Below are 24,711 nucleotides of genomic sequence, written 5' to 3' on the forward strand. Positions count from 1 at the left end.
CACTGCCGGCTTAGCCGCTGCCTTAGCTACTGGCTTCTTGGCTGCGACGGCCTTCTTCGGTGCTGCGGCTGCCTTGGCGGCTGCCGGCTTCTTTGCAGCAGGCTTCTTGGCTGCTGGCTTCTTTGCTGCTGTTGCCATTTTGTTTCTCCTTCTTCACGTGATGGAAAAAATCAAGCTTGATATAAGAAACCCTCCTGCGACATCGCGATGTACGCAGGCGGATTATTCATCGGCACAAGCATGCCTCTGCTTGCGCTAATGAATTCGGCACCAGCTGAACTGCTGCATCCCCTCACCTATGCAGCGCTTCAGCTATCTTGGCTGGACCTCTCCCGGCAGTCCCGCACATCAGGCGGGCTACGATCGACTACGGGAGCAGGCGCGAGGCCAAAAAAAACGCCAGCGTGTTCAAACGCCAGCGTCGGAATAGCACTTTTGAAAAACCATCAGGTTTTTCAAAGGAAAAGCCGCCTTACCCGACACGATGGGGTTGAGCGGCGATAACAGAGAAGAACGGTTCGGTCTCTGACTGTTCATTAATTTGGCGATTGCCTTTCAGTTTCAACAGCCGGGTATCTTGCAAGCTACCCGACTGCTGCTGTGCAATGTGTCTCGCTGAAGAGCACTGACGAGACTGCACATCATTCCCAACTCAACGCACCCCCGGTTTGGTATTCGATGACGCGGGTCTCAAAGAAGTTGCGCTCCTTCTTCAAGTCGATCATCTCGCTCATCCAAGGGAACGGATTTTCTTCTTGTGCGAACAGCGGGTCCAATCCGATTTGCTGTGCGCGACGATTAGCGATGAATCGGAGGTAGCCCTTGAACATGGTAGCGTTCAACCCGAGCACGCCTCGCGGCATTGTATCCTCTGCGTAACGATATTCCAACTCCACCGCGCTTAAAAACAACGATTTGATCTCTTCGCGGAATTCCGGAGTCCACAGATGCGGGTTCTCCATCTTCACCGTGTTGATCAGATCGATCCCGAAATTGCAGTGCATCGACTCGTCGCGCAGGATGTATTGATACTGTTCGGCGGCGCCCATCATCTTGTTCTGGCGGCCCAGTGCGAGGATCTGCGTGAAGCCGACGTAGAAGAACAGGCCTTCCATGATGCAGGCAAAAACGATCAGCGACTTCAGCAGCTTCTGGTCGTTCTCTGTCGTGCCGGTCTTGAACTCGGGATCGGTCAGCGTGTTGATGAACGGGATCAGGAATTCGTCCTTGTCGCGAATCGATTTGACTTCGTGATAGGCGTTGAAGATCTCGGCTTCGTCCAGGCCCAGCGACTCGACGATGTACTGGTAGGCGTGGGTGTGGATCGCTTCTTCGAACGCCTGGCGCAGCAGGTACTGGCGGCATTCCGGCGCGGTGATGTGGCGATAGGTGCCCAGCACGATATTGTTGGCGGCCAGCGAGTCTGCGGTCACGAAGAAGCCGAGGTTGCGCTTGACCAGGCGGCGTTCGTCTTCGGTCAGTCCGTTCGGATTCTTCCACAGCTCGATGTCGCGCTGCATGTTGATTTCCTGCGGCATCCAGTGGTTGGCGCAGCCGGCCAGGTACTTGTCCCAGGCCCATTTGTACTTGAACGGCACCAGTTGGTTGACGTCGGTGTGGCCGTTGATGATGCGCTTGTCGGCGGCATTGACGCGGCTGGTCACGTCCACCGGAGCATCGCGGGTGACCAGCGCCGGGTTCAGCGCCGAGTCATTGAATTGCGGGTGGCCGCCCACGGCCGGCTGCAGTTGGGGTTGCGCCGACTTTGCGCTTGCTTCGTCATCCCAAGAAAGCATGGTTATTCCTCTTTAACTGTGTGTGTTGCGGCGATGCCGGGAACGGACTGGCCATTCATCCATGCATCTATTTAAGGTGACAACGGCGCATCCGGTGAAGTTCACCGAGATGCGCCGGCGGTGAAAACCGGCGCGGAAATCTGGCTGGCTACGATCGAGGATGGTGTTGGGCATCCTCATGAGCTGGCGATTCCGGCCGGACTTCTGGCTTCTTGCTGGTATTACTGGCAGGCCTCGCACTCTTCGAAGCCCGCGTCGCCCGGACGCATGGTGCAAACCGGACCGTCGGCATCGATGGAAGCACCCGGATTCGGCATCACGTAGGCGGTCGATGCGGCGGTAGCCGAGGCGATCGACGCTGCGGCGACTGCCGGAGCCGATGCTGCAGCCGCAGCAGCCGCTGCCGAACTGCTCATGCCGCCATCCACCGACACGGCATTCAGGGCGCCGGTGCGGGAAGTCGACTTCTCGGTGTGGGTCGCGCCAATGGTGCGCAGGTAATAAGTGGTCTTCAAGCCGCGCAGCCACGCCAGCTTGTAGGTCTCATCCAGGCGCTTGCCCGAGGCGCCGGCCATGTAGATGTTGAGCGACTGGGCCTGGTCGATCCACTTCTGGCGACGCGAGGCGGCTTCCACCAGCCACGACGGATCCACTTCGAAAGCGGTGGCGTAGATGTCGCGCAGGTCTTGCGGGATGCGGTCAATCTTGGCCAGGCTGCCGTCGAAGTACTTCAGGTCGGCGATCATCACTTCGTCCCACAGGCCGCGCGCCTTCAGGTCGCGCACCAGGTACTCGTTGATTTCGGTGAATTCGCCCGACAGGTTCGACTTCACGTACAGGTTCTGGTAGGTCGGTTCGATGCAAGCCGACACGCCGATGATGTTCGAAATGGTCGCGGTCGGGGCGATCGCCACGCAATTCGAGTTGCGCATGCCGTGCTCGCTGATGCGTGCGCGCAGGGCGCTCCAGTCCATGCTTTCGGTGCTATCGGCTTCCAGGTAGCCGCCGCGCTCTTGCGCCAGCAGCTTCAGGGAGTCCTGCGGCAGGATGCCGCGATCCCACAGCGAACCGCGGTAGGAGTTGTAACGGCCGCGCTCTTCCGCCAGCTCGGTCGATGCCCAGTAAGCGTAGTAGCAGACGGCTTCCATCGAACGGTCGGCGAACTCGACGGCGTCCATCGACGCGTACGGGATGCGCTTCATGTGCAGGCAGTCCTGGAAGCCCATGATGCCCATGCCCACCGGACGGTGGCGCAGGTTGGAATCACGCGCCTTCTTGACCGCGTAGTAGTTGATGTCGATGACGTTGTCCAGCATGCGCATGGCGGTGCGGACGGTCTTTTGCAGCTTGGCATGGTCCAGCTCGCCATTGACCAGGTGCGCCGGCAGGTTGACCGAACCCAGGTTGCACACCGCGATTTCGGAATCGTTGGTGTTCAGGGTGATCTCGGTGCACAGGTTGGAGCTGTGCACCACGCCCACGTGCTGCTGCGGCGAACGGATGTTGCACGGATCCTTGAAGGTGATCCATGGGTGGCCGGTTTCGAACAGCATCGACAGCATCTTGCGCCACAGGTCGTTGGCTTGCACCTTCTTGAACAGCTTCAGCTCGCCGCGGGCGGCACGGGCTTCGTAGCCGGTGTAGGCTTCCTCGAAGGCTTTGCCGAACTTGTCGTGCAGGTCCGGGGTATCGGACGGCGAGAACAGGGTCCATTCGCCCTTTTCCATCACGCGCTTCATGAACAGGTCGGGAATCCAGTTCGCGGTGTTCATGTCGTGGGTGCGGCGGCGGTCGTCGCCGGTGTTCTTGCGCAGTTCGAGGAATTCCTCGATGTCCATGTGCCAGGTTTCCAGGTAGGCGCAGACCGCGCCCTTGCGCTTGCCGCCCTGGTTGACCGCCACGGCGGTGTCGTTGACCACCTTCAGGAACGGCACCACGCCTTGCGACTTGCCGTTGGTGCCCTTGATGTGGGCGCCCAGGGCGCGCACCGGGGTCCAGTCGTTGCCCAGGCCGCCGGCGAACTTGGCCAGCAGGGCGTTTTCCTTGATGGCTTCGTAGATGCCGTCGAGGTCGTCGGCCACCGTGGTCAGGTAGCACGAGGACAGCTGCGAGCGCAGGGTGCCCGAGTTGAACAGGGTCGGGGTCGAGCTCATGAAGTCGAACGACGACAGCAGGTCGTAGAACTCGATGGCGCGCGCTTCGCGGTCGATCTCGTTCAGGGCCAGGCCCATCGCCACACGCATGTAGAACGCCTGCGGCATTTCGATGCGGGTGCCCTGGATGTGCAGGAAATAACGGTCGTACAGGGTCTGCAGGCCGATGTAGCCGAATTGCAGGTCGCGCTCGGGCTTGATCGCGGCAGCCAGCTTCTCCAGGTCGAACTGGGCCAGCTTGGTGTCGAGCAGCTCGGCGGCGATACCCTTCTTGATGTATTTGGTGAAGTATTCGAGGTACTCAGCCGGTGCATCGGCTTGCGCCACTTCCTTGCCGAACACTTCCTTGCGGATGGTGTGCATCAAGAGGCGCGAGGTGACCTGGCTGTAGGCAGGATCCTTTTCCATCAGCGCGCGGGCAGCCAGGATGGCGGACTTGTACAGTTCCTCGACGGGCACGCCGTCGTACAGGTTCTTCATGGTCTCAGCCAGGATCGCCTGGGCATCGACATGTTTTTCCAGGCCTTCGCAAGCGGCATTGATCAGCGCGCGCACTTCAGCGATGTCCAGCGGACGGCTGCGGCCGTCTTCGACCACGTGCAGTTGCGGCGCGGCGACATCCGCCTTGGCGGCGCTGCCCTGTTGGGCGCGCTCTTCCATGCGCTTGGCGCGGTACAGCACGTAGGCTCGGGCGACGTCGTGCTCGCCCGAGCGCATCAGGGCCAGTTCGACCTGGTCCTGGATATCTTCGATATGGAACGTTCCGCCGGTGGGCTGGCGGCGCACCAGCGCCGAGACCACATTGGTGGTCAATTGCTCGACCATCTCGCGCACGCGGGCCGAAGCCGCGCCCTGGCCGCCGTTGACGGCCAGGAAGGCCTTGGTCACGGCAATGGAGATCTTCGACGGTTCGAAACCGACCACGGCGCCGTTACGGCGGATGATGCGGTATTCGCCCAGACCGGCCGCAGCTTTCACGGCGGATGCCTGGGAAGCGTCAGAAGACACCTCCAGGTCAGCGGCGGTCACGCCGAACGCGGCAGGAGATTTGACGGAAATTTCTTGAGTTGAGCGCACTTAGCCTCCTAGATACTTAAGACAGACAACCACGTGGAGATTGCCCCGAATTGCTAAATTAGAACCCCTACCAGCCTGGGGGTTCGCGAACGACAGAAGCGCCCCACAATAAATATCCCTTTGCGCGGATATTCATGCTGACGCAAAACCTGCTTGAAACTGAATTAATGAGTAGACCGATGCTGGAAAAGAAGGAACCGCGAGACGTTGTAGGACTTTATTACTGCCTCACGAACCTTTCACCTTCTGAAGCACGGCCATTTTCGAATGACAAATCCGGATACAACTGGGGATTACCAAAACACTACATCTAGTACCAAAAGAACGATTGAGACTAATTCTAGTGGCGGCATCTCGATGTTGCAACCGCTATTTCTCGAATTTTTCTGGCCCGGCAGCTTGACTTTTGAGAGGGCCAGCAGGGAAGCGCAATTGCGCGCCGTTAATTATTTCCTCAAGCGCATTCCGATAGCGCCCCCAATCGAAAAACGGACCGGGGTCGGTCTTGCGCACCGGGGCGATATGTTCGTGCCCGGCCACATCGGTGAGCGCATAACGCTCCTGCAGTGCAGCAGTAAGCTTGGCCAATGCCGGATACTGGGTCTCGGCAAAGGGTTCGGTATCGGTGCCTTCGAGCTCGATGCCGATCGAAAAGTCGTTGCAGCGCTCGCGCCCGTCGAACACCGACACCCCGGCATGCCAGGCCCGGCGATTGGCGGAAACGAACTGGACCACCTCGCCATCACGCCGGATCAGGAAGTGCGCCGACACCCGCAGCGGCCGCAACTGGTCGAAATAGGGATCGGCCTCGTAGTCGAGCCGGTTGCAGAACAGGTCGGCGATGTAAGGTCCGCCGAATTCCCCGGGCGGCAAGCTGATGTTGTGGACCACCAGCAGGTCGGCAATGCAACCGTCAGGCCGTTCGTCGCAATTCGGGGAAGCTTCGCGGCGCGACATATTGCACCAGCCGTCGCCGTCGATGAACCATGCGCCGACGTCGGAAGGAGAGGTCGCCATGGATCAGAACGAGGCCAGGCGGCGGTGTTCTTCGGAGCAGTAATGCGCGCCGGAGGCATGCGTGACCGCTTCGGAAATGGGAAAATGGATGCCGCAGTGCGCGCACTGCACCATGGTTTCGGCGCCGCTGTCGGCGCCACGGCGAAAACGCTTGGCCTTGGGGGCTGGCGCTTCGGATTCGCCTGCAGGTTCACCCGCGGCATCGCTGCCGGCCAGCATCGACTTCTTGGCGCGCTGGAACCACACCACTACGGCCAGCAAGACCACCAGCCAGATCAGATATTTCATGTCAGTACCCGATGCAGCACGACTTCAAGTACGAATCGGCTGCCCACATAAGCCAATAAAAGGATGGCGAAACCGGCCAGCGTAAAAGAAAGCGCGGTACGCCCCCGCCAACCCTGCCAGCGGCGGCCGGCCAGAAGCAGGCCGAACAGCAGCCAGGACAGCATGGTGAAGATCGTCTTATGGTCCCACCGGAACGGTGTCCCGAACAACTGCTCGGAAAATACCACGCCCGACAGCACGGTCAGCGTCAGCAGCACGAAACCGAAGCCGATCAGGCGAAACAGCAATCTTTCCATCGTCAACAGCGCCGGCAGGCGGTCCAGCGCTATCGCGAACCAGCCGTTTTTGGCGGCAGGGCCCGGCCGCGTATGCAGGCGCGACTCCTGCAGCACCATCAGCACCGCATGGAAAGCGGCGATGGTCAGCGTGCTGTAGGCCAGGATGGAGACGGCGATATGCGCCAGGAACCAATCCGACTTGCCGGCCAATACGATCATGTTGCCCGGGAAAATACTGGGCAGCACCACCGATACCGCGGCCACCGGCAGCACCAGCACCCGCATGCTGTCGAGCGTGAAGTTGCGGTTTTCCAGCCAGTAAGCGGCCACCGAAATCCACAGCGTGGCCGACAGCATCACGGCAAACCCGACCCGGATGGCCTCAGCCGCGAACATGTCCGACAGCAACGCACCGCCATGCAGGATCCAGCCGACTACGATCCCCAGCGAAATCGGCAGGCGCCGCTCCGAAGGCAGGAAAGCACATGCCAGATACAGCAATGCGGCGAGGATGAAAAAATAAGTTTGCATCGGCTAAGTTTACACCATGTCGGCCCCGGCCCTATCGCCGCCGTCCCGCATCCAGACCGGCGTTACGGCGCATCAGCGAAGGCCGGCCTTCCTCGCCTGCCTCTTCCCACCCGGCAAGAGTCTTGTCATGGCGACGTTTCCTGGCGGCGGCCAATATGCCGTCCAGATTCTCTATATATAGAGGCGAATCCGCGCAAACAAAGTCCAAGGTTTCCGTGCCGAGTGCCGGGCGCGCATTCTACACGCACAAAAGAAACACGGCAGGAGATCCTGCCGTGCCTTAAGTCGAGACAAAACCAAACAAGCCGTGCAGCCTCAGTCGACCGCCGCCGCCTTCATTTCCGCATTGTGGTGGCGCTGCTGCTCCTCCATGACCAACTGGCCGAGTTCGCGCTTCAAGGCGTTGAACTCGGGATCAGCCGGATCGCGCAGGCGCGGCAGCGTAACCACCATATCGCGCTTGATGGTGCCGGGGCGATAGGTCATGACCACGATGCGGTCGGCCAGGTAGATCGCCTCTTCGATACTGTGGGTGACGAACACGATGGTCTTCTTGAACTCGTCCCAGATCCGCAGCAGCTCGTCCTGCAGATTGCGGCGAGTGAGCGCATCCAGCGCGCCGAACGGCTCATCCATCAGCATGATGGGCGAATCCAGCGCCAGCACGCGGGCGATCGCCACCCGCTGACGCATGCCGCCGGACAAGTCCTTGGGGAAGCGGCTGCGGAAATCGATCAGGCCCAGCTTGTCCAGCAACTGGGTCACGCGCGCAGTGATTTCCGCCTTGGGCGTCCCTTTGATCTCCAGGCCGAAAGCGACGTTCTGCTCCACCGTCATCCACGGGAACAGCGCGTATTCCTGGAACACCATGCCGCGATCCGGGCCGGGTTCGGTCACCAGCTTGTCACCGGTGGTGATGGTGCCGGAAGATGGCAGCGCAAAGCCGGCGATGGCGTTCAACAGCGTCGACTTGCCGCAGCCCGAAGGCCCCAACAGGCAGACGAACTGGCCATCGGGGATCTCGAGATTGATGTCCTTCAAGGCCACGACTTCACGGTCGTCGGTCTTGAATACCTTGTGTACGCCGGAGATCCTGATCTGGGGCGAAGAAGGGTTCATGCTCATGGTTCAGTTCTCCAGCCCGCGGTGCCAGCGCAGCATGTAATTGTTCAGGCGGCTCATGCCAAGGTCGATCGCCAGGCCCAAGAGGCCGATGGTGATCATGCCGGCAATGATCTTGTCGGACCAGAAATACTCGCGCGCTTCCATGATACGGAAACCCAGGCCGTTGCTGACCGCGATCATCTCGGCCACGATCACCACGATGAAGGCGGTGCCGATGCCAATACGCACGCCCGACAGGATGTAGGGCACGGCCGCAGGCAGCATCACCCGCATGAACATCGTGGTCTGGCTGGCGCCGAGGTTGCGCGCCGCGCGCAGGTAGATGCTGTCGACCTGGCGCACGCCGGCGATGGTGTTCATCAGCACCGGGAAGAACGCTCCCAGCGAGATCAGGAACAGCGCCGGCGGGTTACCCAGCCCGAACCACAGGATCGCCAGCGGAATGTAGGCAATCGGCGGAATCGGGCGGATCACCTGCACGGTCAGGTTCATCAGGCCGTAAATGCGCTGGCTGGATCCCATCAGGAGACCCAACGGCAGCGCCAGCCCGGCCCCGATCAGGAAGCCGGCCACCACACGGTACAGGCTGCCGATGGCATCCATGATCAGTTCGCCGGAGAAAGCCCAGGCCAGCCAACTGCCGTCGGCCGAGTCATACGGCTTGGACGGCGTGGCATACTCGTACCACTTATGCAGCACCGCCCAGGGCGAAGGCAGGATCTGCGGATTGATCCATCCTGCCCGGGACGCCCCCTCCCAGATCGCCACCACAATCAGCGGCACCAGCAACCCCTGGAGGACGCTCCCGTTCTTCTGTTTTGCCATCGCGCCTTCCTTATTACTTGAGGTTCATGCTCTTCTTGGCCTGCTCCAGCAGATCGGTTTTCACCCAATCCGTGGCTACCGGCGGCTTGGCCATCTTGCCAGTGCCGTACTTGGCCATGGTGTCGGTGGTGATCTGGATGTGCTCGGCAGTGATGTCGTAGGCGTAAGGCGAGTTGCCGATGGCGTCGTAGAAATCTTCCTTGCTGATCTGGTTCTTGAAGATCACTTCACGCACGTATTTCTCGGCCACTTCGGGCTTGTCGATGAAGGTCTTGGTGGCTTCCAGGAAGCAGCGCATGAACTTCTCGGCCAGCGGGCGCTTTTCCTTGTAGAACTTCTCGGTCATCACCATGGTTCGGTACGGTTCGCCGATCGGGGTGTCGTAGGGTTTCATGACTTCCACGCCGAAGCCCTTGTTGATCGCCTGCGACGATTGCGGCTCGCTCTGCATCATGGCGTCGATGTTCTTGCCCAGCAGCGCCTGGTTGAGGTCGGCGAAGGCCAGGTAAACAATAGTCACATCCTTGGCGGTCAGGCCGTTCTGGCCCAGTTCGGCATCCAGCAGCACTTCATGGATACCGCCGCGGGTCACGCCGACCTTCTTGCCCTTCAGATCCTTGACCGACTTGATGCCGGAATCCTTGCCCGCCACCAGGCGCGCGCCGCCCTTGGCGAAACCGGCCACCACATAGATCGGGGCGCCATTGGCGCGGCCCGAAATGGCGGCTTCAGAGGCGGTGGTCCCCACATCCAGTTCACCAGCCAGGATGCCTTGCATCACGTCCGGTCCTTTGGGAAAGACTTTTTCATCGACCTTGATGCCACATTTTGGGGCAATTTCCTTGATATAGGACACCGCGCCGTAGTGGGCAAACTTCAGGTTGCCCAGGCGGACCACGTCGTCGGCGGCCTGGCTGGAGGCCGCAAAACCGGCGGTTGCCAACAGGGCCATTGCGATCAGTTTCTTTTGCATTTCCACTCTCCTCGTTATGTTTGTTTATTGTTCCGTTGGCCGGCGCGCTCCGGCGGTCTCGATGCTTTGCCGCTATTCAGCGGCTTGATTTTTATCGCGCTTGGAAATTCAGGCCAAATGTATACACAAAGTCCGCCCTCAGTACAAGTTGTTAATTTTACTTACCTGCGTTTCCTTACCTGCGCCTCCCGCCAAACGATTCATCCTCCGCGCAGGCGCCGGGGCGCGCGGCCGGGCCAATCGGTTAAAATGCAAGATTGCCCGGACTGGGCGCGGCGCAATGCCCGATTGCCTCCTGCCGCCCGTCCCCGCCAACCGCGGCGGCCCCACTTTTTTGCAGATACCACCATGCTAGACAACCTGACCCAACGCCTCGCCAAAGTCGTCAAAACCATGCGCGGCGAGGCGCGCCTGACCGAATCGAACACCACCGAGATGCTGCGCGAAGTGCGCCTGGCCTTGCTGGAAGCCGACGTCGCCTTGCCCGCCGTGCGCGAATTCATCGCCAAGGTGAAAGAGAAAGCGCTGGGCGAGGAAGTGATCGGTTCGCTCACGCCCGGCCAGGCCCTGGTCGGCGTGGTGCAGCGCGAATTGGCCAGCCTGATGGGCGCCGACCTCGGTCCGGAAGCCTCGCAGCTCAGCTTCGCCACCCAGCCGCCGGCCATCATCCTGATGGCCGGCCTGCAAGGCGCCGGTAAAACCACTACCGTCGGCAAGCTGGCCAAGTACCTGCGCGAGAACAAGAAGAAAAAAGTCCTGACCGTCTCCGCCGACGTCTATCGCCCGGCCGCGATCGGCCAGCTGGAAACCGTGACCGGCCAGGCCGGCGCCGACTTCTTCCCGACCCAGACCACCGACAAGCCGGTCGACATCGCACTGGCTGCGCTGGACTACGCCAAGAAGCATCACCATGAAGTCCTGATCGTCGACACCGCCGGCCGCCTGGGCATCGACCAGGCCATGATGGATGAAATCCGCGCCGTGCACGCCGCCCTCAACCCCATCGAAACCCTGTTCGTGGTCGACGCCATGCTCGGCCAGGACGCCATCAACACCGCCAAGGCATTCAGCGATGCCCTGCCGCTGACAGGCATCGTGCTGACCAAGCTGGACGGCGATTCGCGCGGCGGCGCTGCGCTGTCGGTGCGTCACATCACGGGCAAACCGATCAAGTTCGCCGGCGTGGCCGAGAAGCTGGACGGCCTGGAAGCCTTCGATCCGGCGCGCATGGCCAACCGCATCCTCGGCATGGGCGACATCCTGGCGCTGGTCGAAGAAGCGCGCAAAGGCGTGGACGTGGCCGCGGCCGAAGGCCTGGCCAACAAGATCAAGGGCGGCGGCAAGTTCGACCTGAACGACTTCAAGGCGCAGCTCTCGCAGATGAAAAAGATGGGTGGCCTGTCCGGCCTGCTCGACAAGCTGCCGGCCCAGATGCAACAGGCCGCCGGCAACGCCAACATGGACCAGGCGGAAAAGAACGTGCGCCGCATGGAAGGCATCATTAACTCGATGACGCCGGCCGAGCGCGCCAAGCCCGAGCTGATCAAGGCTGCGCGCAAACGCCGCATCGCCACCGGCGCCGGCGTCCAGGTGCAAGAGGTCAACCGCATGCTGTCACAATTCGAACAGATGCAATCGATGATGAAGAAGCTCAAGGGCGGCGGCATGATGAAGATGATGCGCAACATGAAGGGCATGCTGCCCGGCATGCGCTGATCTCGCCGGTTTCGTTCCCTTGGCGGCTTTCAGCGCCGCCAGGCTACCTCCCTCCCCGCGCCCCGCTTTCTGCCTCCTCCCGCAACAAACCCGTTTTCCCCGCCATCGAAAAGCGGAACGGAAATGCTCCGTTCTGCATCACGCCATGCTGCTTGCCCATTGTGCAAAGAACAGTCTTTCGCGGCCCGCGGCGATCCGCCGCAAGCCCTTTACCGGTGCGGCTTGACGGCGAATCGCGCGCACCCGTTGTTTCCCCGCCGTTTTACGGGGAAAACCCGTAAAAAATACTTGCATGGCCGTTCAAACCGCACCACTATTAGCGGTGCGTAATTGACGCATCCAACTCATTCCTTGTCGAGGAGTCTTTCAGATGGCCACAGCAAAAAAACCAGCAGCCGCAGTAAAGAAGCCAGCAGCGAAAGCCGCAGCCAAACCAGCAGCCAAGAAGCCAGCCGCAAAGGCGGCAGCGCCTAAGGCTGCACCCAAGGCAGCCGCCAAACCGGCAGCAAAGGCAGCTCCGAAAGCAGCACCCAAGAAGGCAGCAGCAAAACCGGCAGCCAAGCCAGCGGCCAAGAAACCCGCAGCAAAGCGCACTCCCAACGCCGCTTTCATGAAGCCGCTGACACCGTCGGCCGCACTGGGCGAAGTGGTTGGCGCCAAGCCGCTGCCGCGCACCGAGGTCACCAAGAAGGTGTGGGAATACATCAAGAAGCACAAGCTGCAGAACCCCGAGAACAAGCGCAACATCGATGCCGATGACAAGCTCAAGGCCATCTTCGGCGGCAAGAAGCAGGTCACCATGTTCGAGATGACCAAGCTGATTTCGGCGCACCTGAGCTGATCCCTGGCCTGGCAACACCAGTTTGCAAGGCAATTGCAAACAAAAACGCCCGCATCCCAGCGGGCGTTTTTGTTTCCGCCAGCCGTCGGAATCTGCTCAACGTCTCCCAATCCAGCCAGTCTCCACAGTCGACTTCGGCATATGCCACTGCGGTGTTTCACGGCAACATGGCCATGATCGCCAATCCGAAACTCAGCGGGGAAAAGCGATGAAATCGCAGAGTCCCCATTGTTTTATTGATGCTCCCTGCGAATCTCTTCAAGCATTTTTCTGACAGCGGACACGCCAGAACGCCACAAGCACTGACAGCACAGGACTATCGCGAAACGATTTGCCGATCTGTACTGAACTTTGCTATTTTCATCCCTGTCTAGAAAACATCAGTCACCACTTCAAGGGGCGATAACATGACATCCACACAACCCGTTTCAAGCATCCGCAACATCGCCTGCATCGGCTTGGCCGCTTGCGGCCTCTTGCTGGCAGGCAGCAGCCTGGCCGCCGATAAGGGCCGTGCGCAAATAGAAGCGCAGTACCAGGCAGAAAGAGCGGCCTGCAACAACGGCACATCCAATGAGGGCAAGGCCACATGCCTGCGCGAAGCCGGCGCCGCAAAAGAGGCTGCCTTGCGCGGTAGCCTCACCGATCCAGGCTCGGCGCAACTGAAGGAAAACGCCATGAAGCGCTGCGAAGGATTGCCTCAAATCAACCGCGTCGATTGTGAAAAGCGCATGAATGGCGGCGGCATCGCCGACGGCAGTGTGCGCGAAGGCGGCATCTTCCGCGAGACCGTCACCATCATCCCGGGCAAGCCGGCCGGCAGCCAGTAGCGATAAACGGCGGCGCTGCACACAAAAAAGCGGATGCCAATGGCATCCGCTTTTTTCATTGGCGCACCGTATGGATCAGGACGCCAGCTTGCCCTTGATGAAGGCCAGCGCATCGGCCAGCGGCACTTGGGTCGCTTCGGTATCGCGACGGCCCTGGTATTCGACATTGCCATCCTTCAAGCCGCGGTCACCCACCACGATGCGGTGCGGTACGCCGATCAGCTCCCAATCTGCAAACATGGCGCCCGGGCGCTCGCCGCGGTCGTCCAGCACGACGTCAACACCAGCCTCGCTGAGTTGCGCGTAGAGCTTGTCGATCTCGGCCTTGACCGCTTCGCTGCGGTCGTAGCCCATCGGGCACAGCACCACTTGGAACGGCGCGATGGCGGTCGGCCAGATGATGCCGCGTTCATCGAAGTTCTGTTCGATGGCCGCGCCCAGGATACGGGTCACGCCGATGCCGTAGCAGCCCATTACCAGCGGTTGCGGCTTGCCGGCTTCATCCAGATAGGTTGCCTTCATCGATTCCGAATAGGTCGTGCCAAGCTGGAACACGTGGCCCACCTCGATGCCGCGCTGGATCGCCAGCACGCCCTTGCCGTCCGGCGAGGCATCGCCTTCGACCACGTTGCGGATGTCGGCCACCTGCGGCTCCGGCAGGTCGCGGCCCCAGTTGGCGCCGGTGTAGTGGAAGTCCACATCGTTGGCGCCGCACACGAAATCGGCCATGTTGGCCACGGTGCGGTCGGCCACCACCTTGACCGGCTTCTTGGTGCCGATCGGGCCCAGGTAACCCGGCGTGGTGCCGAACCATTCGACGATCTCGCCCTCATTGGCGAAACGATAGGTGCCCAGGCCGGGAATCTTGCTGGCCTTGACTTCGTTCAGCTCGTGATCGCCGCGCAGCAGCAGCAGCCAGATTTCCTTCTTGGCCGGATCTTCGTTGTCCACTGCCAGCACGATGGACTTGACGGTGCGCGACAGCGGCAGGCCCAGCAATTCGGCCACGGCTTCGCACTTGGACTTGCCCGGCGTCGGGGTCTTTTTCAGTTCCTCCCTGGCAGCGGCGCGCGCGCTGTCAACGGGCAGCGCCTCGGCCGCTTCCATGTTGGCGGCGTAATCGGACGTCGGGCAATACACCAGCGCATCCTCGCCGGTGGCGGCGATGACGTGGAACTCATGCGAGCCGGAGCCGCCGATGGCGCCGTTGTCGGCCGCCACCGCCCGGAACTCCAGGCCGAAACGCGTGAAGATGCGCACGTAGGCGTCGTACATGGCCTGGTAGGACTTCCTCAGGCCGTCTATGTCGCGGTCGAAGGAATAGGCATCCTTCATCGTGAATTCGCGCCCGCGCATCAGGCCGAAGCGCGGGCGGCGCTCGTCGCGGAACTTGGTCTGGATATGGTAGAAGTTGACCGGCAACTGCTTGTAGCTGCGCAGCTCGGTGCGCGCAACGTCGGTCACCACCTCTTCCGAGGTCGGCTGGATGGCGAAGTCGCGGCCATGCCGGTCCTTCACGCGCATCAGCTCGGCCCCCATCTTGTTCCAGCGCCCCGTTTCCTGCCACAGCTCAGCCGGCTGCACCACCGGCATCAGCAGCTCGATGCCGCCGGCGCGGTTCATTTCTTCGCGCACGATGGCCTCGACCTTGCGGATCACGCGCAGCCCCATCGGCATGTAGGTGTAGATGCCGGCGCCGAGTCGCTTGATCATCCCTGCCCGCATCATCAGCTTGTGGCTGACGATTTCAGCGTCGGAAGGGGCTTCTTTCAAGGTGGAAATAAAAAAACGTGAGGCGCGCATGACGGTCGGTTCTTTTTAAAAAGAGGAGGGTTATAATCGATGTAATTTTAAAGGATTAGCTGGCTGATGCACCCACTCTTTGCAGAATTGGTCCTTGTTTCGATGACATCCGCGTGCCGAGGTAATTGTTCCTGACGCGCCTGCCGCGTCGGTATTTACGGCCGCGCGCCCAGTCGCACGAGTCCGCCTGAGAGGGTCGTCCAGTCGCAGAAAGTTTTGAGGTACACCATGCTGGATCGAGAAGGCTTTCGCCCGAACGTCGGCATCATTCTGCTTAACGCCCAGAACGAAGTGTGGTGGGGCAAACGTGTGCGCGAGCATTCGTGGCAGTTCCCGCAAGGCGGCATCAAGCATGGCGAAACGCCCGAGCAGGCCATGTTCCGCGAACTGGAAGAGGAAATCGGCCTGCGCGCGGAACACGTCAAGATCATCGGCCGCACGCGCGACTGGCTGCGCTATGAAGTCCCCGACCATTTCATCAAACGCGAAGTACGCGGCCATTATCGCGGCCAGAAACAGATCTGGTTTCTGCTGCGCATGGTCGGCCGCGACTGCGACGTCAACCTGCGCGGCACCTCGCATCCCGAGTTCGATGCCTGGCGCTGGCATGACTATTGGGTTCCGCTGGATGTCGTGATCGAATTCAAGCGCGAGGTCTACCAGCAGGCGCTGCAAGAGCTGTCGCGCTTCCTGGCGCGCCCTTCGCACGGCCAGCGCCGTAGCGAGCAAAGCGGCAGCCATCCCGCCAACCCTCAGAAACAGCAGCCCCAACAAGCGTTGCCGCAGGATGCCGCGCCCGTCCCCAATACCAAATGACCCTTATGCCATTTTCCTTTGCATTGCCCTCCGTCCGCCACCTGCGCCGCGCCGTATTGGCCTGCTCCCTGCTGGCGGCCTGCGCCGGCACGCTGGCACAAAACCTCGATGAAGATTTCGACGATGAAGAAAAGCCTTGGCAGGAAATCGCCGTGCAGCTCCCGCCTACGCCGCAGGAACAAAACCTTGCCGAGTTTTACCTGAGCCCGAACGCCACCATGAAAGCCTATGTTGACCTCAACTCGGTCTCCGTCGGCACGGACAATGTGGTGCGCTATACCGTGGTGACCAAAACCGAGGGCGGGGCCGTCAACATCATCTACGAAGGCATGCGCTGCGAAACCTGGGAAAAGAAGAGCTATGCCTTCGGCCACCCGGATGGCAAATGGTCGCGCTCGCGCCGCGACAAATGGCAACCGATCAGGGACGTAGGCGCCAACCGCGTGGATGGCGCCTTGTTCCGCGATTATTTCTGCGAAGGCAAGATGGTAGCCGACAATGGCAGGGTCAAGAGCATCATCGAGCGCTTGAAGACGCAGCGCTATATCGATCCGGTGCGCCGCTGACCGCGCCAACCGGCTTCGGAACGCAAAAAGCGCGGCATGACCGCGCTTTTTTATTATTTACACAATAAAAGCAAACCTGCTTACAGCAGCACCATGTTGTCCCGGTGCACCAGCTCCGGCTCTTCGACGAAGCCCAGGATGGCCTGGATTTCGGACGACGGATGGCGAATGATGCGGCGCGCATCCGAGCTGGCGTAATTGCTCATGCCGCGCGCAATGGCCCGGCCGCTCCCGTCGACGCAAGTGATGACATCGCCGCGACCGAATTCTCCCGACACTTCCACCACGCCGATCGGCAACAGCGACTTGCCTTCCGAGGTCAATTTCTGCACCGCGCCCGCATCCAGCACCACGCGGCCTGCGGTTTGCAGGTGATCGGCCATCCATTGCTTGCGTGCCGTAAGCTGCGCGGTCTCGGCATTGAGCTGGGTGCCGATGGCTTCACCGGCGGCCAGGCGCGTAAGCACCTTGTCTTCGCGGCCCCAGGCGATCACGGTATGCGCGCCTGAAGTCGCCGCGCGCTTGGCAGCCAGGATCTTGGTCAGCATGCCGCCGCGGCCAATGCCGGTACCGGTGCCGCCTGCGATCAGCTCCAGCGACGGGTCGCCGGCGCGCGCTTCGGCAATCAGGGTAGCGGCCGGATCCTTGCGCGGATCTGCCGTGAACAGGCCAGGCTGGTCGGTCAGGATGATCAGCGCATCGGCCTCGATCAGGTTGGCCACCAAGGCGCCCAGTGTGTCGTTGTCGCCGAACTTGATTTCGTCGGTGACCACCGTGTCATTCTCGTTGATGACCGGCACCACGCCCAGTTGCAACAGGGCGAACAAGGTGGAGCGGGCGTTCAGGTAGCGTTCGCGATCGGCTAGGTCGGCGTGCGTCAGCAGCACCTGGGCGGTGTGCAGGTCGTGCTTGCGGAAACTGGTTTCATAGATCTGCGCCAGACCCATCTGGCCGACGGCGGCACAAGCTTGCAGGTGATGGATGCCGGTCGGACGCTTGTCGAAGCCGAGGCGCTGCATGCCTTCGGCCACCGCGCCCGAACTGACCAGCACCACTTCCTTGCCAAGGCCGCGCAATTGCGCGATCTGCTCGGCCCAGCGGGCGATGGCGTTGGCGTCCAGCCCCTTGCCGTCGTTGGTGACCAGCGATGAGCCTACCTTGATGATCAGCCGCTTGGCGTTCTGAATGACCGATTGCATATTCTTCTAAGACGCAAAATCCGAAAGCGAAGATGATAGCCGGAACGCTCCGGCCGCGCAGCCGCCCGTACAACGGCCAGGGTCAGTCCAGGACCTTGAAGCGCGGGTCGTCCGGATCGATGCTGGAAATGCCGCGCGCTTCCTCGGTCATCTGCGTCTCTTCGGCGCGATGTTCCTCGGCGCGCTTGATTTCCAGGTAGCTGTAGATCTCGTTGACCAGGTCTTCACAGCCGTCGCGGTTCAGCGCCGAAATCTCGAACACCGGGCCCTTCCAGCCGAAACGCTTGACGAAATCCTTCACGCGCTTGGCGCGTTCGGCCTCAGGTACCACGTCCAGCTTGTTCAGGACCAGCCAGCGCGGCTTGTCGAACAGCGACTGGTCGTATTTCTTGAGTTCCTTGACGATGGCCTTGGCTTCCTTGACCGGATCGACTTCGTCGTTGAACGGCGCCAGGTCGACGATGTGCAGCAGCAAACCGGTGCGCTGCAGGTGGCGCAGGAACTGCACGCCCAAGCCGGCGCCGTCTGCCGCGCCTTCGATCAGGCCGGGAATGTCGGCGATCACGAAGCTCTTCTCGTGGCTCACGCGCACCACACCCAGGTTGGGGTGCAGCGTGGTGAACGGATAGTCGGCGATCTTGGGACGGGCGTTGGACACCGCGGTGATGAAGGTCGACTTGCCGGCATTGGGCATGCCCAGGAGACCGACGTCGGCCAGCACCTTCAGCTCCAGGCGCAGTTCGCGATGTTCGCCTTCCTTGCCTTCGGTCTTCTGGCGCGGCGCGCGGTTGGTCGATGTCTTGAAGTGGATGTTGCCCCAGCCGCCCTCGCCACCCTTGGCCAGCAGCACGGTCTGCTCGTGGTGGGTCAGGTCGGCGATATGCTCGCCGGTATTCTTGTCCACGATCAGCGTACCTACCGGCATGCGCAGGAACACGTCGTCGGCGCCCTTGCCGTAGCAATCCGAGCCGCGGCCGTTCTCGCCGCGGCCGGCGCGGTGCAGCTTGGCGTAGCGGTAGTCGATCAGCGTGTTGACGTTACGGTCGGCCACGGCCCAGATGCTGCCGCCCTTGCCGCCGTCGCCGCCGTCAGGTCCGCCGAAGGGGCGGAATTTTTCGCGGCAGAAACTGGCCACGCCGTTGCCGCCGTCGCCGGCGACAACTTCAATTTTGGCTTCGTCAATGAATTTCATGGTTCTACAACCCCTATGGAGCCGTGAACAAAACGTCGATGCCATCCGCTTTCACGAAAGACTCGGCGCTTTGTTGACGGCTCAAAAAACTAAAAAGGCTCCACCACCGGCAGAGCCTTTCTTGTGCCTGACTCCGGCAGAGCCGGATGGCTGATTACGCTTACGCCGTAACGACGGTAGCGTATTGGCGCTGTTGCAGGCCCTTCACAACGAACTTCACCTTGCCGTCCTTCAGGGCGAACAGGGTGTGGTCCTTGCCGATACCGACGTTTTCACCAGCGTGGACGCGGGTGCCGCGTTGACGCACGATGATGCCGCCAGCGTTGATGACCTGGCCGCCGTAGACCTTCACGCCAAGACGTTTCGACTCTGAATCACGGCCGTTGCGCGTAGTGCCGCCGCCTTTTTTGTGTGCCATTTATATGACTCCTTGTATCTAGTTTGACCTACGCTATTAAGCGTTGATCGAGACGATTTGCAGTTCGGTGTAGTTCTGACGATGGCCTTGACGCTTCTGGTAATGCTTACGACGACGCATTTTGAAGATCTTGACCTTATCGTGGCGACCTTGCGCTATAACAGTAACCAGCACCGTTGCACCCTCGACCAAAGGCGCACCGAATTTAACGGTATCGCCTGCGCCCACTGCGAGCACTTGATCCAAAGTGATTTGGGAGCCAATGTCTGCCGGTATCTGTTCTACTTTAAGTTTTTCACCAGCGGCAACTTTGTATTGTTTGCCGCCGGTTTTTATGACCGCGTACATGTGAAACCTCATCGAATGATTAATGAACGATTTTCCCCTGCGCCAAATAGCCGGACAATCAGGAAAACCTCCAATTATACATAGACTTAGCTGCTCGGTCAAAAGGCCAGGCGCTTTGCGCGACCGGCACGCAACACAGTTTCCGGCAGGACAATTCCCATTCCGGCAAGATGCCGCATCCGCGCCGGGCAGAAATGCTGCCCGCCGTTGTCCAACCGGCTTTGGCGTCGGGGGCCGTTGTCATCGTATAATCTCGCGAATAACCATTTCCCACAGGTTTCCCCTTGTCCGCCGCCGTACATACCGCCTCGCAACAAACCATCCTGCAACCGATCGTCGCCGACATGGAGGCAGTCAATGCCGTTATCCGCCGGCAACTGTATTCCGAGGTGCCGCTGGTCAACCAGGTCGCCGAATACATCATCAGCGCCGGCGGCAAGCGCCTGCGCCCGGTACTGGTATTGCTCATCGCCAATGCCTTCGGCTACAAGGGCGAACACCACCATTCGCTGGCGGCGGTCATCGAATTCATCCACACCGCCACCCTGCTGCATGACGACGTGGTCGACGAATCGTCGCTGCGCCGCGGCAAGCAGACCGCCAATGCCCTGTTCGGCAACGCTGCTTCGGTGCTGGTGGGCGACTTCCTGTACTCGCGCGCATTCCAGATGATGGTCGCCGTCGGCAACCCGCGCGTGATGGAAATCGTGGCCGACGCCACCAACGTCATCGCCGAAGGCGAAGTGCTGCAGTTGCTCAACATGCACAATCCGGACGTGGATGAAGCCGGCTACCTGCAGGTGATCCGCTCCAAAACCGCCAAACTGTTCGAAGCGGCCAGCCAGATCGGCGCCCTGATCGCCGGCGCCGATGAAGCCGGCATCGAAGCGGCCGGCGAATACGGCCGCTCCATCGGCACCGCGTTCCAACTGATCGACGATGTGCTGGACTATTCCGGCAACAGCGAGGAAATCGGCAAGAACGTCGGCGACGACCTGCGCGAAGGCAAACCCACCCTGCCGCTGATCTGGCTGATGCAGCATGGCTCCCCGACCGAACGGGAACTGGTGCGCACCTGTATCGAGAATGGCGACGAACAGCATTTCGACCAGGTGCTGGCGGCCATCACCCACTCCGGTGCGCTGGCGTATACCCGCGAGCAGGCGGAAATCGCAGCACGGCGTTCAGCGCAGGCCATCGCGCCGCTCCCGGATAGCCAATTCAAAAAATCCCTGCTAGAATTATCGGCTTTCGCGGTAGATCGTAATCACTGATACGCATCCACTCGACGGGGTGTAGCTTAGCCTGGTAGAGCGCTACGTTCGGGACGTAGAGGCCGGAGGTTCGAATCCTCTCACCCCGACCAGAATACGAAGCCGGATCATTCTCTTGAATGATCCGGCTTTTTCGTTTTCGGCTCGCTCCTCCCGCCTGTCCTCAATACCGGCGACTGCGCTATGATGACCCGCTCATCGGCCGGACGTCCGATAAAACCAATAACAAAACGTCGCCTTCCGCACACCAACATTCTTCAAATAGTGCAAAAACAGGAGACAAGCAATGCCTGACCAGCATTCATATCGGCAACGCCCTCATCTTGGACAGTTCGCCACCATCGCCCTGAGTCTGGCCTTCCTTGGCGCACTCGCCGGCTGCGGCACCACTGCCGCGCCCGGCCAGCCCTACACCGGCGCCAACCAGAAGACCTGCGCCGACCTCAATGCCATCACGGTTCCAGCCCCGGCCATCGGGCTGCCGACCGGCGGTGCGCGCGTTATCCGCGCCGAGATGGTCGCAGCGGCAGGCGACGGCGCCAAGGCCATCGGCGCCTATTGCAAGGTGCTGGGTGAAATTGCGCCGGTAGACCCGGCCGCACCTGCCATCCGCTTCCAGCTCGACCTGCCCGCGCAATGGAACGGCCGTGCCCTGATGCTGGGCGGCGGCGGTTACAACGGCACCATTCCCGATCCCGCCGGCAATGTCCCCGCCGGCCCGGTCGACCAGCCCACGCCGCTGGGCCGCGGCTACGCCACCTTCAGCAGCGACAGCGGGCACCAGGCCAATGCCACGACCTCGCGCGACGGCTCGTTCGGCCTCAACGACGAGGCGCTGCGCAACTTCGCCGGCGACGCCATCAAGAAAACCCACGATGCCGCCCTTCATCTCATCGCCGCCCGCTATGGCGCGAAACCGGGCAAGACCTATTTCGCCGGCGGCTCCACGGGCGGCCGCGAGGCCTTGCTGGCGGCGGGCAACTGGCCCGGCGACTTCGATGGCGTGATCGCCCTGTATCCGGCCTGGAATGCGGTGGCGCTGAACCTGCAGTTCGGCCGCATCACCCAGGCGCTGGCGCGTCCCGGCGCCTATCCGTCCCCGGCGCAGCGCAAGCTGCTGTATGACGCCGCCATGGCCACCTGCGACGGCCTGGACGGCGCGGTCGACGGCGTGATCAGCAACGTCGACGCCTGCAACGCCGCCTTCGATCCCGCCACGGCAGCGCTCAATGGCACGCCCCTGCGCTGCCCGGACGGCGGCAATGGCGGCGACCACTGCCTGTCCGACGCCCAGATCGCCGCCTTCAAGGTGATCAGCACCCCGCTGCAACTCGGCTACACGTTGGCCAGCGGCGAAACCACTTATCCCGGCTTCAATACCTGGGGGACGAACTGGGGCACCGGCGGCACGGGCGTTCAACCCACTATCCTGACGCTGGGCCTGGGCACCGTGCAGCCGGCCAGTCCCATGCCGGCGGTGACCGCCAACGGCAGCCCGCCCTATCACAGTACTTTCTGGGACCAGTGGGTGAGGTATTTCGTGACGCGCGACGCCGGCTACGACTGGGCCAAGCTGGACGGCCAGCATCCCGGCGCCTGGCAGGCGCGCATCGTGCAGCTCAACGGCTTACAGGACGCCAACCGCACCGACCTGTCCGCCTTCCAGGCCAGGGGCGGCAAGATCCTCATCGCTCACGGCACTGCGGACGCGCTGGTCAGCACGCAGGCCACGCGGCAATACATGGAGCGGCTGCGTACGGCCATGGGCCAAGACCGGCTCGACGGCTTTGTCCGCTACTATGAGATTCCCGGCTACGGCCATGTCTTCGGCACCGCCTTCAATGCCGCCTGGGATTCGCTGACCTTGCTTGAGAATTGGGTTGAGCGTAACGCGGCACCCGCACACCCGGTCGTCACCGACACCGCCGGCGTACCCGGCCGGACCCGGCCATTGTGCGCGTACCCGGGCTGGCCGCAATACAAGGGCAGCGGCAGCCTCGACGATGCGGGCAATTTCCGCTGCATAGTGCAATAACTGCGGCAATGAAACATCGGCAAGCGGCCGCCCCGGGAAGAGCGGCTGTCTTGCGGTAATACAGGCCATCGTCTAGACTTTGGCGCTCACTGACCGCCCTGCCCATATTGCAACAAAAGCAACGCCGCAGGCCCGCCGCCTCCCTTCCACAAGGGCAACCAACCTCACGGTGATGTTTGGAATCCGTACCCATATGGGTGCAACTGCTTGCACTCTTCGTCCTGATCTTGCTCTCGGCCTTCTTTTCCATGACCGAGACGGCGCTGATGGCCGCCAACCGCCATCGCCTGCGGCACCTCGCCAAGCAGGGCAACCGCCGCGCCATCACCATCCTGTGGCTGCTCGACCGCACTGAACGCCTGCTTTCACTGGTGCTGATCGCCAACACTGCGATCAACGCGCTGGCCACTGCGCTGGTGACTGCCATCGCGATTTCCGCCTTCGGCAACCACCAGCGCGTCATCACCATCGCCACCGCCTGCGTGGCGGGCCTCTTGATCATCTTCGCCGAGATCGTACCCAAGGTGATCGGCGCGACGTATCCGGAACGCATTTCGCTATTCACCAGCTTCATCCTGAAGCCGTTGATGCGGGTAGCCAAGCCACTGATCTGGTTCGTCAACCTGTTCGTCTCGGCCGTACTGAAGCTGCTGCGCATCAAGGTCGGCGCGCGCGCCAGGGAGCAGCGCATCTCACCCGAGGAATTGCGCTCCATCGTGCTGGAGGGCGGCAGCTTCATTCCGCAAAAGCACAAGAGCATCCTGCTGAACCTGTTCGACCTGGAAAAGATCTCGGTGGAAGACGTGATGACGCCGCGCGCCCAGGTCGAGGCGCTGAACCTGGCCGCGCCTATCGAAGACATCCTGAGCCAGCTGGCCACCTGCTACCACAACAAGCTGCCGGTGTTCGAGGGCGAGATCAACCACATCGTCGGCATCCTGCACGTGCGCAAGGCGGTGTCGCTGTTCAACCATGAAGACGAGATCACGCACGAGGCCATCCGCGAACTGCTGTCTGCCCCCTATTACGTGCCGGTGGAAACCGATGTCTTCACCCAGTTGCAGTACTTCCAGGAAAACCACGAGCGCCTGGGCATCGTGGTCGACGAATACGGCGAAGTGCAGGGCCTGGTGACGCTGGAAGACATCATCGAAGAGATGATCGGCGAATTCACCACTTCGTCTCCCGGCTCTTCGGCAGAAGGTTTCGGCTGGGGCAAGGACGGCGCTTGCCTGCTCGAAGGCAGCACCACCCTGCGCGATATCAACAAGCGCCTGGGCCTGCAGCTGCCGCTGGACGGCCCCAAGACCATCAACGGCCTGCTGCTGGAATACCTGCGGGACATCCCTGAAGCCAACGTCTCCCTGAAGATCGCCGGCTGCGTGATCGAGATCGTACAAGTGCAGAACCAGGCGATCCGCATGGTCAAGCTGATCGCCCCGAGGCAAGCCACTGCCGGAAACAGCGGGGCGAACGGTACGCCCTCCCGCTAATCTCCCCTGCAGGTCATCGCCGGTCTTTCGAACTCGCTCGAAAATTCAAGCCAAAGCGCGGGGAGCTTCCTCGCGCACCGCTGCGAATGTGGGAGACTTTTTTCTCCCTCATTCGCC

At 61.3% G+C, this 24,711-nt stretch carries 23 protein-coding genes and 1 tRNA gene; 10 read left to right on the plus strand and 14 right to left on the minus strand.

Translation table 11 applies throughout. The annotated features are described in order from the left end of the window. A partial coding sequence (locus tag AKL28_RS24850; RefSeq protein WP_197091061.1) for a hypothetical protein occupies nucleotides 1-259 on the plus strand: 259 nt, incomplete at its 5' end. A gap of 382 nt (nucleotides 260-641) precedes the next feature. On the opposite strand, the gene AKL28_RS14910 is transcribed toward AKL28_RS24850, so the two are convergent. The 8 genes from AKL28_RS14910 to AKL28_RS14945 form a co-directional block, all read right to left on the minus strand. Then, nucleotides 642-1,796: a ribonucleotide-diphosphate reductase subunit beta gene (locus AKL28_RS14910; protein ID WP_050468959.1), complete on the minus strand. Its 1,155-nt coding sequence runs from the start codon at nucleotides 1,794-1,796 to the stop codon at nucleotides 642-644. 221 nt (nucleotides 1,797-2,017) lie between these two features. Then, complete coding sequence (locus AKL28_RS14915) at nucleotides 2,018-5,026, minus strand: ribonucleoside-diphosphate reductase subunit alpha (protein WP_050468960.1); 3,009 nt, start codon at nucleotides 5,024-5,026, stop codon at nucleotides 2,018-2,020. Nucleotides 5,027-5,395: 369 nt separating this feature from the next. Next, nucleotides 5,396-6,043 (minus strand): 1,6-anhydro-N-acetylmuramyl-L-alanine amidase AmpD, encoded by a 648-nt coding sequence (gene ampD, locus AKL28_RS14920; RefSeq protein WP_050468961.1) that lies wholly within the window; start codon nucleotides 6,041-6,043, stop codon nucleotides 5,396-5,398. A gap of 3 nt (nucleotides 6,044-6,046) precedes the next feature. Beyond that, nucleotides 6,047-6,331 (minus strand): PP0621 family protein, encoded by a 285-nt coding sequence (locus tag AKL28_RS14925; RefSeq protein ID WP_050468962.1) that lies wholly within the window; start codon nucleotides 6,329-6,331, stop codon nucleotides 6,047-6,049. After that, nucleotides 6,328-7,140 (minus strand): cytochrome C assembly family protein, encoded by an 813-nt coding sequence (locus AKL28_RS14930; RefSeq protein WP_050468963.1) that lies wholly within the window; start codon nucleotides 7,138-7,140, stop codon nucleotides 6,328-6,330. The genes AKL28_RS14925 and AKL28_RS14930 overlap by 4 nt, the downstream gene beginning before the upstream one ends. 315 nt (nucleotides 7,141-7,455) lie before the next feature. Beyond that, a complete protein-coding gene (locus tag AKL28_RS14935) occupies nucleotides 7,456-8,259 on the minus strand; it encodes an ABC transporter ATP-binding protein (protein ID WP_402703360.1) in 804 nt (267 codons plus the stop codon). Nucleotides 8,260-8,268: 9 nt separating this feature from the next. Beyond that, the gene (locus AKL28_RS14940) at nucleotides 8,269-9,090 is read right to left on the minus strand and encodes an ABC transporter permease (RefSeq protein ID WP_050468965.1); all 822 of its coding nucleotides are present in this window, start codon (nucleotides 9,088-9,090) and stop codon (nucleotides 8,269-8,271) included. 13 nt (nucleotides 9,091-9,103) lie between these two features. Then, nucleotides 9,104-10,063 carry an ABC transporter substrate-binding protein gene (locus tag AKL28_RS14945; protein ID WP_050468966.1) on the minus strand — a complete coding sequence of 320 codons (960 nt, stop codon included), beginning with the start codon at nucleotides 10,061-10,063 and terminating at the stop codon, nucleotides 9,104-9,106. A 348-nt stretch (nucleotides 10,064-10,411) separates the two neighbouring features. Between AKL28_RS14945 and ffh the strand changes: the two genes are divergently transcribed. Further along, nucleotides 10,412-11,779: a signal recognition particle protein gene (ffh, locus tag AKL28_RS14950; protein ID WP_050468967.1), complete on the plus strand. Its 1,368-nt coding sequence runs from the start codon at nucleotides 10,412-10,414 to the stop codon at nucleotides 11,777-11,779. Between the two features lie 138 nt (nucleotides 11,780-11,917). Here the strand turns inward: ffh and AKL28_RS24855 are convergent, their stop codons facing one another. Continuing rightward, nucleotides 11,918-12,073: a hypothetical protein gene (locus AKL28_RS24855; protein WP_169801861.1), complete on the minus strand. Its 156-nt coding sequence runs from the start codon at nucleotides 12,071-12,073 to the stop codon at nucleotides 11,918-11,920. A gap of 76 nt (nucleotides 12,074-12,149) precedes the next feature. Here AKL28_RS24855 and AKL28_RS23950 point away from each other — a divergent pair, with 76 nt between their 5' ends. Continuing rightward, nucleotides 12,150-12,620 carry an SWIB/MDM2 domain-containing protein gene (locus tag AKL28_RS23950; protein WP_082221507.1) on the plus strand — a complete coding sequence of 157 codons (471 nt, stop codon included), beginning with the start codon at nucleotides 12,150-12,152 and terminating at the stop codon, nucleotides 12,618-12,620. 407 nt (nucleotides 12,621-13,027) lie between these two features. Beyond that, complete coding sequence (locus tag AKL28_RS14965; RefSeq protein ID WP_050468970.1) at nucleotides 13,028-13,450, plus strand: hypothetical protein; 423 nt, start codon at nucleotides 13,028-13,030, stop codon at nucleotides 13,448-13,450. 75 nt (nucleotides 13,451-13,525) lie between these two features. Here AKL28_RS14965 and AKL28_RS14970 read toward each other — a convergent pair whose 3' ends face one another. Beyond that, nucleotides 13,526-15,253, minus strand: coding sequence for a proline--tRNA ligase (locus tag AKL28_RS14970; RefSeq protein WP_050468971.1), 1,728 nt, complete (start codon nucleotides 15,251-15,253; stop codon nucleotides 13,526-13,528). Nucleotides 15,254-15,481: 228 nt separating this feature from the next. Here AKL28_RS14970 and AKL28_RS14975 point away from each other — a divergent pair, with 228 nt between their 5' ends. Together AKL28_RS14975 and AKL28_RS14980 are read left to right on the plus strand one after the other, a co-directional pair. Continuing rightward, nucleotides 15,482-16,069, plus strand: coding sequence for an RNA pyrophosphohydrolase (locus AKL28_RS14975; RefSeq protein ID WP_050468972.1), 588 nt, complete (start codon nucleotides 15,482-15,484; stop codon nucleotides 16,067-16,069). A gap of 5 nt (nucleotides 16,070-16,074) precedes the next feature. Beyond that, on the plus strand, nucleotides 16,075-16,635 hold the full coding sequence (locus AKL28_RS14980; protein WP_050468973.1) for a CNP1-like family protein: 561 nt from the start codon (nucleotides 16,075-16,077) through the stop codon (nucleotides 16,633-16,635). Nucleotides 16,636-16,715: 80 nt separating this feature from the next. Here the strand turns inward: AKL28_RS14980 and proB are convergent, their stop codons facing one another. The 4 genes from proB to rplU form a co-directional block, all read right to left on the minus strand. After that, nucleotides 16,716-17,834, minus strand: a complete 1,119-nt coding sequence (gene proB, locus AKL28_RS14985) for a glutamate 5-kinase (protein WP_050468974.1) — start codon at nucleotides 17,832-17,834, stop codon at nucleotides 16,716-16,718. 82 nt (nucleotides 17,835-17,916) lie between these two features. Further along, nucleotides 17,917-19,026: an Obg family GTPase CgtA gene (gene cgtA, locus AKL28_RS14990; protein WP_050468975.1), complete on the minus strand. Its 1,110-nt coding sequence runs from the start codon at nucleotides 19,024-19,026 to the stop codon at nucleotides 17,917-17,919. A gap of 160 nt (nucleotides 19,027-19,186) precedes the next feature. Further along, nucleotides 19,187-19,444, minus strand: coding sequence for a 50S ribosomal protein L27 (gene rpmA / locus AKL28_RS14995; protein WP_050468976.1), 258 nt, complete (start codon nucleotides 19,442-19,444; stop codon nucleotides 19,187-19,189). A gap of 36 nt (nucleotides 19,445-19,480) precedes the next feature. Beyond that, entirely contained in the window at nucleotides 19,481-19,792 is a 312-nt protein-coding gene (gene rplU / locus AKL28_RS15000; RefSeq protein WP_007878066.1) for a 50S ribosomal protein L21, read from the minus strand. A gap of 284 nt (nucleotides 19,793-20,076) precedes the next feature. On the opposite strand from rplU, the gene ispB reads away from it, so the two are divergent. The 4 genes from ispB to AKL28_RS15020 all read left to right on the plus strand — a co-directional run bounded on the left by ispB (nucleotide 20,077) and on the right by AKL28_RS15020 (nucleotide 24,594). Then, entirely contained in the window at nucleotides 20,077-21,066 is a 990-nt protein-coding gene (gene ispB, locus AKL28_RS15005) for an octaprenyl diphosphate synthase (protein WP_050468977.1), read from the plus strand. 15 nt (nucleotides 21,067-21,081) lie between these two features. Further along, nucleotides 21,082-21,158, plus strand: a tRNA-Pro gene (locus AKL28_RS15010). 194 nt (nucleotides 21,159-21,352) lie between these two features. Next, on the plus strand, nucleotides 21,353-23,101 hold the full coding sequence (locus tag AKL28_RS15015; protein WP_050468978.1) for a tannase/feruloyl esterase family alpha/beta hydrolase: 1,749 nt from the start codon (nucleotides 21,353-21,355) through the stop codon (nucleotides 23,099-23,101). A 176-nt stretch (nucleotides 23,102-23,277) separates the two neighbouring features. Further along, on the plus strand, nucleotides 23,278-24,594 hold the full coding sequence (locus AKL28_RS15020; protein WP_050468979.1) for an HlyC/CorC family transporter: 1,317 nt from the start codon (nucleotides 23,278-23,280) through the stop codon (nucleotides 24,592-24,594). Nucleotides 24,595-24,711 lie beyond the last annotated feature (117 nt).

The organism is Herbaspirillum chlorophenolicum (genome assembly GCF_001189955.1).
Classification (GTDB): domain Bacteria; phylum Pseudomonadota; class Gammaproteobacteria; order Burkholderiales; family Burkholderiaceae_D; genus Herbaspirillum; species Herbaspirillum chlorophenolicum.